General features: G+C 66.4%; 10 protein-coding genes. All 10 read right to left on the bottom strand.

All coding sequences use genetic code 11. The features are described from left to right. The coding region (carA, locus tag OXF11_03225; protein ID MCY4486113.1) for a glutamine-hydrolyzing carbamoyl-phosphate synthase small subunit at positions 1-1,082 on the bottom strand (1,082 nt) is incomplete at its 3' end. Between the two features lie 192 nt (positions 1,083-1,274). Continuing rightward, positions 1,275-1,952, bottom strand: coding sequence for a signal peptidase I (gene lepB, locus OXF11_03220; protein ID MCY4486112.1), 678 nt, complete (start codon positions 1,950-1,952; stop codon positions 1,275-1,277). 84 nt (positions 1,953-2,036) lie between these two features. Next, entirely contained in the window at positions 2,037-3,830 is a 1,794-nt protein-coding gene (gene lepA / locus OXF11_03215; GenBank protein MCY4486111.1) for a translation elongation factor 4, read from the bottom strand. Next, positions 3,823-5,127 (bottom strand): UDP-glucose/GDP-mannose dehydrogenase family protein, encoded by a 1,305-nt coding sequence (locus tag OXF11_03210; GenBank protein ID MCY4486110.1) that lies wholly within the window; start codon positions 5,125-5,127, stop codon positions 3,823-3,825. Before OXF11_03210 ends, lepA begins: the two co-directional genes overlap by 8 nt. Positions 5,128-5,146: 19 nt before the next feature. Beyond that, entirely contained in the window at positions 5,147-6,052 is a 906-nt protein-coding gene (locus OXF11_03205; GenBank protein ID MCY4486109.1) for a PfkB family carbohydrate kinase, read from the bottom strand. A 46-nt stretch (positions 6,053-6,098) separates the two neighbouring features. After that, positions 6,099-6,962 carry an S-methyl-5'-thioadenosine phosphorylase gene (mtnP, locus tag OXF11_03200; GenBank protein MCY4486108.1) on the bottom strand — a complete coding sequence of 288 codons (864 nt, stop codon included), beginning with the start codon at positions 6,960-6,962 and terminating at the stop codon, positions 6,099-6,101. Between the two features lie 14 nt (positions 6,963-6,976). Continuing rightward, positions 6,977-8,149 (bottom strand): 23S rRNA (adenine(2503)-C(2))-methyltransferase RlmN, encoded by a 1,173-nt coding sequence (rlmN, locus tag OXF11_03195; GenBank protein MCY4486107.1) that lies wholly within the window; start codon positions 8,147-8,149, stop codon positions 6,977-6,979. Positions 8,150-8,278: 129 nt separating this feature from the next. Continuing rightward, the gene (gene ndk, locus OXF11_03190) at positions 8,279-8,710 is read right to left on the bottom strand and encodes a nucleoside-diphosphate kinase (GenBank protein MCY4486106.1); all 432 of its coding nucleotides are present in this window, start codon (positions 8,708-8,710) and stop codon (positions 8,279-8,281) included. Continuing rightward, positions 8,710-9,579: a succinate--CoA ligase subunit alpha gene (gene sucD / locus OXF11_03185; GenBank protein MCY4486105.1), complete on the bottom strand. Its 870-nt coding sequence runs from the start codon at positions 9,577-9,579 to the stop codon at positions 8,710-8,712. Before sucD ends, ndk begins: the two co-directional genes overlap by 1 nt. Further along, positions 9,576-10,751: an ADP-forming succinate--CoA ligase subunit beta gene (gene sucC / locus OXF11_03180; GenBank protein ID MCY4486104.1), complete on the bottom strand. Its 1,176-nt coding sequence runs from the start codon at positions 10,749-10,751 to the stop codon at positions 9,576-9,578. The genes sucD and sucC overlap by 4 nt, the downstream gene beginning before the upstream one ends. Between the last annotated feature and the right edge of the window lie 4 nt (positions 10,752-10,755).

The following is a 10,755-nucleotide window of genomic DNA, read 5'->3' as shown; positions in this document are numbered from 1 at the left end:
GCAAAGAGGTATGCCGCGTCATGCGGGCCCGGCGACGCCTCGGGATGATACTGGACCGAGAAGATCGGATGCTCGCGGTGCCGGAGCCCCTCCACGGTCCGGTCGTTGAGGTTCACGTGGGTCACCTCCACCGCGCCCTTGAGCGAATCCGCGTCCACCGCGAAACCATGGTTCTGGGTGGTGATCTCCACTTTTTCGGTGGTGAGGTCCATGACCGGCTGGTTGCCGCCGTGATGGCCGAACTTGAGCTTGAAGGTGCGTCCGCCCATGGCCAAGCCCAGGATCTGGTGTCCCAGGCAGATGCCGAAGATGGGGCGCCGGCCCAGCAGTTGCCGCACGTTGTCCGCGGCGTAGGGGACGGCGGCGGGATCTCCCGGGCCGTTGGACAGGAAGATCCCGTCCGGCTCCAGCGCCAGCGCGTCGGCGGCGGACGTCCACGCGGGCACCACCGTGACCGCGCAGCCGGCCTCCACCAGGCCTCGCAGGATGTTGAACTTGATGCCGAAGTCGTAAGCCACCACGTGAAACTCCGGCTCCCGCCCGGCACCGAAGCCGCTTCCCATCCGCCAGGCTCCCTGGTCCCAGCGGTAGGGCTCCCGGCAGGTGACGTTCTTTACCAGATCCCGGCCGACAACCCCTTCTATTTGTTGTGCTTTCGTGGCCAGTTCCGCCGCGTCCCGGCTGACCGTGGAGATGATCCCCTCCTGGGCGCCGCGCTCGCGTATGTGGGTCACCAGGGAGCGCGTATCCACCCCTTCGATGCCCACGATGCCGTGCTGCCGCATGTAGACGTGCAGCGCTTGGGTGGCGCGCCAACTGCTGGGCACGGGGCAGTATTCCTTGACGATGAAGCCCTTGACGTACGGCCGGTTCGATTCGTCGTCCTCGGGGTTGACGCCGACGTTGCCGATCTCGGGGTAGGTCATGGTGACGAGCTGACCCTCGTAGGAAGGATCGGTGAGGATCTCCTGGTATCCCGTCATGCTGGTGTTGAAGACGACCTCTCCGGCGGCCTCTCCTTCACCGCCGAAGGCGCGGCCGGTAAACGAGGTCCCGTCGGCCAGGGTGAGTATGGCTTTCATGGTGTGAACGAGTGAACGCTAGTGTTGCGTTTGGGAAATACGTTGACGAATATGCGCAGGAATTTTTGTCGTCGGCAAGGCGCGATGACGAGCAGTGGCGGGCACCACGCGAGGAAGAGCAACGCAGCCGACGGCAAAAAGGACAAGCAGATTCGTCAACGTATTTCCCAAACGCAACACTAGTGTGAAGGGTCAGTAGATGAGTCCGCCGATGCGCCACCAGCGGAGCCGCTGCCACGAGCCTTGCTCCCTCTCCGAGTCCCAGGACCAGTACTTGACGAAGGCCCGGCCGCGCACGTCGTTGATGGGCACGAAGCCCCAGAACCGGCTGTCGAAGCTGCGGTCACGGTTGTCGCCCATGACGAACACGTGGCCTTCCGGCACCTTGACGGGGCCGAGGTTGTCACGCAGATGGCCCGCGCCCAGGGTCATGCCCTGGTCCTCGAAGTGAGCGTGCGAATCCTCCACGGGCTCCCCGTTGATGAAGACCTTCTTGTCCCGGATCACGACCTCGTCGCCGGGCACCCCCACCACCCGCTTGATGAAGTCCTTGCAGCGATCCTGCGGGTAGATGAAGACGACCACGTCGCCGCGTTCCGGCGCGTCCCAGTTCACGACGTGGGAACCCCTTGCCAAATCGACGCATCCGGCGAAAGGCACCCAGTTCAGGTCCGGGAGGCGGACGCCGTAGGACAGCTTGTTGACCAGGATATGGTCGCCGATGACCAGCGTGGGAATCATGGAGCCCGAGGGTATCTTGAACGCCTGCACCACGAACGCGCGCAGGAACAGCGCCGCGATCAGGGCGATGAGGATGGCTTCCGTGTACTCGCGGAACACGGATTTCCGAGGCTTTGAAAGTCTGGCCACTGGGCGTCCTTGATGTCTCTTTCGTATCAGGGATGGGTCTTGGAAACCGTTCCTGAATTTAACAGCTTAACCGGCAACTTTGAATCAGACCTTGAGGGCGGCGAGGAACGCCTCCTGCGGAATCTCCACCCGGCCCACCGACTTCATGCGCTTCTTGCCTTCCTTCTGCCGTTCCAGGAGCTTGCGCTTGCGCGTGATGTCGCCGCCGTAGCACTTGGCGGTGACGTTCTTGCGCAGCGCCTTCACCGACTCCCGCGCGATCACCCGGCTGCCGATGGCCGCCTGGATGACCACCTCGAAGAGCTGCCGCGGGATCATTTCGCGCATGCGCTGGACCATGTCGCGGCCGCGCCCGTAGGCCTTGTCGCGGTGCACGATCAGCGACATGGCGTCCACGATGTCGCCGTTGATGCGCACGTCCAGCTTCACCAGCTTGGATGCCCGCATGCCGGCCATCTCGTAGTCCATGGAAGCATAGCCCCGGCTCAGGGACTTGAGGCGGTCGTAGAAGTCGTACACGATCTCGTTCAGCGGCAGTTCATAGGTCACGATGGCGCGGTTGAGACCCGCGTAGCGCAGCTCTTGCTGGACGCCGCGCTTCTCCTCGCAGAGTTTGAGCACACCGCCGAGGTAGTCCTGCGGCAGATGGATGGTTGCCCGGATGAAGGGCTCCTCGATCATCTCGATGTCGGCCTCGTTGGGGAAGGCCACCGGGTTGTCGATGGCCAGCACTTCCCCGCCGTGCGTGGTTACCCGATAGACCACCGTGGGCGCCGTGGTGATGAGGGTGAGGTCGAACTCCCGTTCCACCCGCTCGTGCACGATGTCGAGGTGCAGCAAACCGAGAAAGCCGCAGCGAAAGCCGAACCCCAGGGCCCGGGAAGTCTCCGGCTCGTAGGTGAACGACGAATCGTTCAGGCTGAGCTTCTCCAGGGCCGTCCTCAGGGCCTGGTACTGCCCGGAGTCGGTCGGATAGAGGCCGCTGAACACCATGGGCTTGAGCGGCCGAAAACCCTCCATGGCTTTGCGGGTGGGGTTCTTGTAGCTCGTGACGGTGTCGCCGATGCGCGCCTCCTGGATGTTCTTGATGGAGGCCATGAGAAAGCCCACCTCGCCCGGACCGAGGCTCTCCACCTCCACCGGACCCGGCGCGAAGACCCCCAGGCGGTTCACCTCGAACACGCCGCCGGTGGACATGAGGCGAATGGAGTCGCCGGTGCTCACCTTCCCGTCGAAGACGCGCAGCAGGATCACCGCGCCGTGGTACGGATCGAACCAACTGTCGAAGATCAGGCCGCGCAACGGCCCTTGCTCCTCTCCCTGGGGCGGCGGGAAGTTGGCGACGATTCCCTCCAGCACGTCCTCCGTGCCTACGCCTTGCTTGGCGCTGGCGAGGATGGCATTGGAGCTGTCCAGACCGATGATGTCCTCGATCTCGCCCTTGACCCGCTCCGGGTCCGCGCTCGGCAGGTCGATCTTGTTGATCACCGGGAAGACCTGGAGGTCGTGGTCCAGCGCCAGGTAGACGTTGGCCACGGTCTGGGCTTCGACGCCCTGGGCCGCATCCACCACCAGGATGGCTCCTTCGCAGGCCGCCAGGCTGCGGGAAACCTCGTAGGTGAAGTCCACGTGGCCGGGGGTGTCGATGAGGTTGAGGATGTAGTCCTCGCCGCTGCGCGAGCGGTACTCGAGACGCACCGGGCTGGCCTTGATAGTGATGCCGCGCTCCCGCTCCAGCTCCATCTTGTCGAGGAACTGGTCGGTCCTTTCGCGTTCGCTCAAGGTGCCGGTGTGCTCCAGCAGTCGATCGGCAAGGGTGGACTTGCCGTGGTCGATGTGGGCGATGATGCAGAAGTTGCGGATGCGGCGGCTATCCACGGCCCCGTCCCATGGAGTAGTAGGTGAAGCCGTGCCGTTGCATCACGGCCGGGTCGTAGAGGTTGCGCCCGTCGAACACCACGGGCCGGCGCAGGAGCGTCTTCAGGCGCGGAAAGTCGGGGCTGCGGAACTCGTTCCATTCCGTCAGCACGAGCACCGCGTCGGCGCCGTCGGCTACCTCGTAGTTGTTGTCGCCGCAGGCGATGCGGTCGCCGTAGCGCTTGCGCGCCTCGTTCATGGCCTCGGGATCGAAGGCGCGCACGCACGCACCCGCGTCCAGCAGGCCGTCGATGATCCGGATGGCCGGAGACTCGCGCATGTCGTCGGTGCGCGCCTTGAAGGCCAGGCCCCACAGCGCCAGCGTACGGTCCGCCAGCGCCCCGTCGAAGTGTTTCCGCACCTTGTCCAGCAGGAACCCCTTCTGGGTCTCGTTGACCCGATCCACGGCGCGCAGGAGCGGCATCTCCAGCTCGTCGCCGCCCATGGCGATCATCGCGCGGATGTCCTTGGGCAGACAGGAGCCGCCGAAGCCGATGCCGGGATAGATGAAATGCGGTCCGATGCGGTGGTCGAGGCCGACGATGCGCCGCACCTGCTCGATGTCCGCCCCCTCCTTCTCGCACAGGCGCGCGGTCTCGTTGATGAAGGAGATCTTCGTGGCGAGGATGGCGTTGGCGGCGTACTTGCTCATCTCGGCGCTGCGCGAATCCGTGCGGATGATGGGTTTGCCGGTACGCACGAAGGGCTCGTAAAGCCGGCTGAGGAGTTCGAGAGAGGCGGCGTCCTCGCCGCCCAGCACCACCCTGTCGGGCTTCATGAAGTCCTCCACCGCGGCGCCTTCCTTGAGGAATTCCGGGTTCGACACCACTGCCACCGGATGCGCCGTGCGCGCTTCGATGATCTCCCGGACGCGCGCCGCCGTGCCCACGGGAACCGTGCTCTTGGTCACCACGATCTTGGCGCCGTTCATGGCCATGGCGATGCTCTCGGCCACGGCGAAAACCTGGGTCAGGTCCGCGCCGCCCGCCGACACCTGGGGCGTGCCCACCGCGATGAAGATGGTTTCCGCGCGCCGGACGGCCTCGGCCAGATCGGTGGAAAAGGACAGACGGTCCTCGCGCGTGTTGCGCTGGAGCAACTCTTCCAGCCCCAGCTCGTAGAAGGGCACCCGCCCCTCGTGGAGTTGCGCGATCTTGGTTTCGTCGATGTCCACGCAGACCACGTCGTTGCCGGTCTCGGCGAAGCAGGTTCCCGTGACCAGCCCGACGTAGCCCGTACCGATCATTGCGATGTTCATGCCATCCCGGTCGGCGCCTTCAGTCGTGAAAGCGGGTCAAGTCCACGAAACGCGCATAACGCTCTTCGATCTCCGTACGGTCCAGCGCGATCAGGCGCCGGGGACCGAAATCCTCCACCGTGAAGGAGGCGGTGACGTTGCCGTACACGATGGCGCGCCGCAGCGCCTCCTCGCCTCCGGCGTCGGCCGCGGCCAGGCACCCCATGAAGCCGCCGGCGAAGGAATCGCCCGCGCCGGTGGGGTCCAGGACCTCTTCCAGCGGATAGGCCGGCACCACGAAAGTCGCCGCGTCGGAGAACTGGAAGACGCCGTACTCGCCGCGCTTGATGAGCACCACCCGCGGTCCCATCTTGAGAATGGCGCGGGCGGCGCGCACGATGTTGTGCTGCCCGCTCAGCATGCGCGCCTCGGAGTCGTTGATCACCACGGTCTCGACCCGCTCCAGGACCTTGCGCAACTCTTCCGGCGTCTCGTGGATCCAGTGGTCCATGGTGTCGAGGGCCACCAGCCGGGGCTGCTTCAAGCGCGCCAGCACCTCCAACTGCGCCGCCGGGTGCATGTTGCCGAGAAAGGCGTACTCGGTGTCCTCGTAACCCGCGGGGAGGCGCGGCACGAATTCCTCCAGCACGTTGAGTTGGACCTCCAGGGTGTCGCGCACGTTGAGGTCCTCGTGGTAGCGACCGTGCCAGTAGAAGGTCTTGCCCGGAGCATGCTGCAACCCCTCCAGGTCCACGCCGCTGCGCGACAGCGCGGTCAGGTGCTCGTCGGGAAAGTCCTCGCCCACCACGCCGACGATCCGCACCGGCGCGAAAAAGGCGGCGGCCAGGGAAAAATAGGCCGCGGAGCCGCCCAGGATCCGGTCGGCACGGCCGTGCGGGGTCTCGATGGAATCGAAGGCCATGGAGCCCACCACCAGAACATTCATCGTCGCAATCCTCCCGAAGCCCGAAGGCCCCACGCTCGCTCAACCACTAGAGATATTTGTCCACCAGCGGCCCCAGCCTCGTCCGGGCTTCGTCCGGGATCACCGAGCGGTCCGTGACGATGGCCATGGCGAGGGCGGTGGCGCAGGGGCAGGCGCGCTCGGCGGTCAGGCGCTCCAGCGTGCCCCGGACGATGCGCTTGGCCACGTCCGCGTTCTTCTGCAGCACCGCGATGACCTCCTCGATGTCCACGTCGCCGGCGGCCTCGTTCCAGCAGTCGTAGTCCGTCGCCATGGCGATGGTGGCGAAGCAGATCTCGGCTTCCCGCGCGAGCTTCGCCTCCTGGAGATTGGTCATGCCGATGACGTCGGCGCCCCAGCTCCGGTGCAGCGCCGACTCGGCGCGGGTGGAGAACTGCGGCCCTTCCATGCACACGTAGGTGCCGCGGCCGTGCACCGTGATGTCCTCATCGGCGGCGCTCGCCGCCACCGCGGCGCGCAGGTCGTTGCAGAAGGGGTCGGCGAACTGCACGTGGGCCACGATGCCGTCGCCGAAGAACGTGCTCGGGCGCCGGTAGGTGCGGTCGATGAACTGGTCCGGCAGCACCACGTGGCCCGGCTCGATCTCCGCCTGGAGGCTGCCTACCGCGCTGACCGAGAGGATCCGTCCGACGCCGAGCTTCTTCATGCCGAAGATGTTGGCGCGGTTGTTGACCTCGGAAGGCAGCAGGCGATGGCCCCTGCCGTGACGCGGCAGGAAGACCATGTCGACCCCGGCCAGGGTGCCCGTCACGAAGGGAGCGGAGGGGGCGCCGAAGGGGGGTTCCACCTCCACTGCGCCCACCCCGCTCAGTCCCTCCATCTCGTACAGGCCGGTGCCGCCGATGACGCCCAGGGTCGTGTTCTGTTCCATGTCCGTTTCCCCGTTCACTGGGCCGCTCGAGAACCCGCGCCCCGCCGCTGTTCCATGGTGGCCGCGACGCGTGCGCGCCCGCCCGCGTCCTCCGGCGCCGCCGCGTGATACAACTGCCCGCAGGCCGCCTGGATGTCCTCGCCCCGGGGACGGCGCACGTGGGTCTGGATTCCCCGGGCCCGCAGCGCTTCTCCGAAGCGTTCGATGACGTCCTCCGGCGGCCGGTCGAAACCGCTCCCTTCGTGTGGATTGAAGGGTATCAGGTTCACCTTGCAACGGATCCCGCGAAGCAGTCTCGCGAGCTCCGCCGCGTCCGCCGGGAGGTCGTTCACACCGCGCAGAAGCAGATACTCGAAGGTGATCCGCTTGCGCCGCGGCACCGGCAGGGAGCGACAGCACTCCAGCAAGTCCGCCACCGGGTACTTACGGTTGACCGGCATCAGCCCCGAGCGCACGTCGTCGCGCGCGGCATGGAGCGAGATGGCCAGGTTCACCCGTGTTTCCTCCATGAGCCGGCGCATCTGCGGCAGCAATCCGACCGTCGAGACGGTGATCTTGCGTGGCGAGATGGCCATGCCGCTATGGGCATCGGTGATGGTTTCCAGTGCCCCGCGCGTGGCATCGTAGTTGGCCAGGGGCTCGCCCATGCCCATGAACACCAGGTTGGAGATCCGCCGCTCCTCGGGGCACCCGCGCTGCACCTCGAGGATCTGGTCCAGGATCTCCGCCTGAGTGAGGTTGCGCTTGAGTCCCATGCGCGCGGTGGCGCAGAACGCGCACCCCAGACCGCATCCCGCCTGCGTCGACACGCACAGCGTCACCCGGTCCGGTTCCGGAATATACACGGTCTCCACGAGGTTGCTGTCGCGCAAACGCAGCAGGTACTTGACGGTGCCGTCATCGGAACGGCTCTGTTGCTGCACCGCCAGGCTGCCGATGACGAACGACCGCGCCAGCGCTTGCCGCAGCTCCCGCGACAGGTCGGTCATGCTCTCGAACTCGGTCGCGTGCTTCTGGAACAGCCAGCGCCGTATCTGATCGGCGCGATAGGACGGAAGCCCGCGGGCGTCGAGCCACGCGCTCAGCTCGGCATGGCCGAGGTCCTCGAGAGGCCGCCGGGGATCGTCTGAATCGCCGCCGTGAAACGGCGCGGTCCCTTGCCCTTCGGTTGCGGAATCCAGGTCCATGCGACAGTGTGTGTCCCCGTGTGGCCCCTCCCACCCCTGGATTCCCGCTTTCGCGGGAATGACGATTCGAGCGGCGGTGCGATTTCGAATCGATGACGTGCTTGACGCCTTGGGACCTCCCCTGAAGTCTCAGGCGGTGGGAGACTGGATCTCGTCGTCGCTGAAGAAGAAGTCGATTTCCGCGGCCGCGGTCTCGGGGGCGTCGGAGCCGTGCACCGCGTTGGCCTCCACGTCGGTGCCCAAGTCCTTCCGGATCGTTCCCGGCGCCGCGTTGGCCGGATCGGTGGCGCCCATGATCTCGCGATTACGGGCGATGGCCCCGTCCCCTTCGAGGACCGACACGAAGATGGGCCCGGTGGACATGTAATCGGTGAGGGTGTTGAAGAACGGCCGCTCGCGGTGCACGGCGTAGAAGGACTCCGCCCGCTGTTTGTCCAGGCGGGTCAGCTTCGCCGCCACCACCTTGAGGCCGGCCTGCTCGAAGCGGCTCAGGATATCTCCGATGTGGCCGCCCGCGACGGCTTCCGGCTTGACGATCGACAGTGTTCGCTCCATACGGATTATCCCAACCTCTCCTTCATGGTCTGGCCGATGTCCGCCGGGGTCGGCGCCATGCTCACGCCCGCGGCGCGCAACGCCTCGACCTTCTCCGCGGCGGTGCCCTTGCCTCCGGAAATGATGGCGCCGGCATGGCCCATGCGCTTTCCCGGCGGGGCCGTCTGGCCCACGATGAAGCCCACGACGGGCTTTTTCATGTGCGCCCGGATCCATTCCGCGGCGTCCTGTTCGGCGCTGCCGCCGATCTCGCCGATGAGCACCACCGCTTCGGTCTCGTCGTCCTCGTTGAACAGGGCGAGCACATCCACGAAGTTGAGCCCCCGAATTGGGTCGCCGCCGATGCCGACGCAGGTGGACTGTCCCATGCCCAGACGCGTGAGCTGGTCCACCGCCTCGTAGGTCAACGTGCCGCTGCGGGAAATGACCCCGATGCGCCCGCGCTTGTGGATGTGGCCGGGCATGATGCCGATCTTGCACGCGTCCGGGGTGATCACGCCCGGGCAGTTGGGTCCCACCAGCACGGTGCCGCGGTCGGCCAGGTAGCGCTTGACGCGCATCATGTCCTGGACCGGGACGCCTTCGGTGATGCAGATCACCAGCGGTACGCCGGCGGCGGACGATTCCATCATGGCGTCCGCCGCGAACGGTGGCGGCACATAGATGACGCTGGCGTTGGCGCCGGTCTCCCGCACCGCCTGTTCCACGGTGTCGAAAACGGGAATCCCCTCGAAGTCGGTGCCGCCCTTGCCGGGAGTGACGCCGGCCACCATCCGGCTACCGTACTCCTTGCACGTACGGGTGTGGAACTGGCCGGTGGCGCCGGTAATGCCCTGGGTGAGCACGCGTGTCTCGGCGTCGACGAGAATGCTCATGCGCGCCCTTCCTCCGTCCGCACCGCCTCGACGATCTTCTGCGCGGCGTCCGCGATGGTGTCCGCCGGAATGATGCTCAGGTCGGAGTTGGACAGCAGCTCCCTGCCCTGTTCGACGTTGGTTCCCTGCAGGCGCACCACCAGGGGCACGTTGACGCCGATCTCCCGGGCCGCGTCGATGATGCCCGCGGCGATGACGTCGCAGCGCATGATGCCGCCGAAGATGTTCACCAGCACGCCGCGCACCTTGTCGTCGGAGAGCAGCAGGCGGAACGCCTGTCCCACCATCTCCTTGCTGGCGCCGCCGCCCACGTCGAGGAAGTTGGCCGGCATGCCGCCGTACTGCTGGATGATGTCCATGGTGCCCATGGCCAGGCCCGCGCCGTTCACCATGCAGCCGATGTTACCGTCCAGGGCCACGTACGAGATGCCCAGCTCCGAGGCCTTGACCTCCTTGGGATCCTCCTCGGTGATGTCGCGCAACTCCACCACGTCGGCGTGGCGGAAGAGCGCGTTGCCGTCGAAGTTCATCTTGGCGTCGAGGACCAGCAGCCGCCCGTCCTCCAACTGCGCCAGCGGGTTGATCTCCAGTTGCATGCAGTCGGACTTGAGAAAGGCGTCGTACAGGCTCCTGACGAGCGCGCCGAAGGCCGAGACTTCCTTGCCGGCCAATCCCAGCCGGCCCGCCACGTGGCGGATCTGGAACGGCTGCACCCCCACCAGCGGATCCACCACCTCGATGATGATGGCGTCGGGCGTCTCCTTGGCCACCTCCTCGATCTCCATGCCGCCCTCGCGGCAGGCGATGATGGCGGGGCCGCCGGCCGCGGCGTCCAGCACGATGCTGCAGTAGAGCTCACGGGAGATGCGCGACGCCTCTTCCACCCACACGCGCCGGACCACGCGTCCCTCGGGACCGGTCTGGTGGGTCACCAGCGGCTTTCCCAGGAGGCCTTCGGCAAACGCGGCCGCCTCGTCCTCGCCGTGGACCACCTTGACGCCGCCGGCCTTGCCCCGGCCGCCGGCGTGGATCTGTGCCTTGACGACGCACGGGAAGCCGATCTCGCGCGCCGCCGCGCGCGCCTCGTCGGCGCTGGCGGCCACCCGGCCCTGGGGCACGGGCACGCCGAACCGCGCGAGCCACTGTTTCGCCTGATATTCGTGGATATTCATGCAG

This window comes from Deltaproteobacteria bacterium (assembly GCA_026712905.1).
GTDB lineage: Bacteria > Desulfobacterota > Binatia > UBA9968 > JAJDTQ01 > JAJDTQ01.
The sequence above is the reverse complement of the archived record's forward strand: the minus strand, read 5'-3'. Positions and strand labels throughout refer to the sequence as shown.